Raw genomic sequence first — 713 nt, 5'->3', positions numbered from 1 at the left:
AATATGCGGTATCAAGGAACATACACATCTCCAGAAAATAGTTTTCTAGCAGTGCGTATAATCGAGGCTTGTAACCCTAAAGGAAACTCACCTTGCTGGCTCAATGAGACATCAAAATTACCACTGAGGTGCTCAATCGAAATATGCTGCATATCAACATGTTTAGTGAGATAACGTTTGACTACTGAGTTATTGATGAGTGTGCCAGTTGCAATAGCAATGGCCCCCGTCACCGCCAATGCACCGTGGCATTTATGTGGCATAAAATAGCGCACATTCACAGTCCCACCATGAATGGCTGGGGAAACCAATACCGGTTTGGGGATCACTTTTTGGCTGACATCGCCCAATCCCATTGCGAGCCCTGCTTGGCAACGAATACTTTCCAAGCGCTGCATAAATTCTTTATCTGATTCAAGCTGAGCTGCGGTTTCATAACCGGTTTTATTTAATTGCGGAGCATCAATCAAGACAACTGGCATTGCCATATCAATACAGCTCACTTCTACCCCATCAAATATATCAATGGCACGCCCTGTTGGCAGTAATTTGCCGGTTTTTGTACCACATGCATTTAGAAAGGTAAGCGAAATAGGTGCTGCATGGCCAGGAACACTCGCAATTGTAGTATCCCCCTCATAGCGTACTTGCCCATTTGGTGTTTGTATTGTGGAGTTAACAAAAGTATCAGTATTGATGTTGCGAATACGTAC

1 protein-coding gene is annotated in these 713 nt (G+C 43.9%); it reads right to left on the bottom strand.

All coding sequences use genetic code 11. From position 1 onward, the window contains the following. Window positions 1–11: 11 nt before the first annotated feature. A partial coding sequence (locus ABN217_RS19345; protein WP_349459872.1) for a PrpF domain-containing protein occupies window positions 12–713 on the bottom strand: 702 nt, incomplete at its 5' end.

Source organism: Proteus sp. fly-1067 (genome assembly GCF_040139345.1).
Lineage (GTDB): Bacteria > Pseudomonadota > Gammaproteobacteria > Enterobacterales > Enterobacteriaceae > Proteus > Proteus vulgaris_B.
This window is presented reverse-complemented; position numbering and strand designations above follow the sequence as displayed.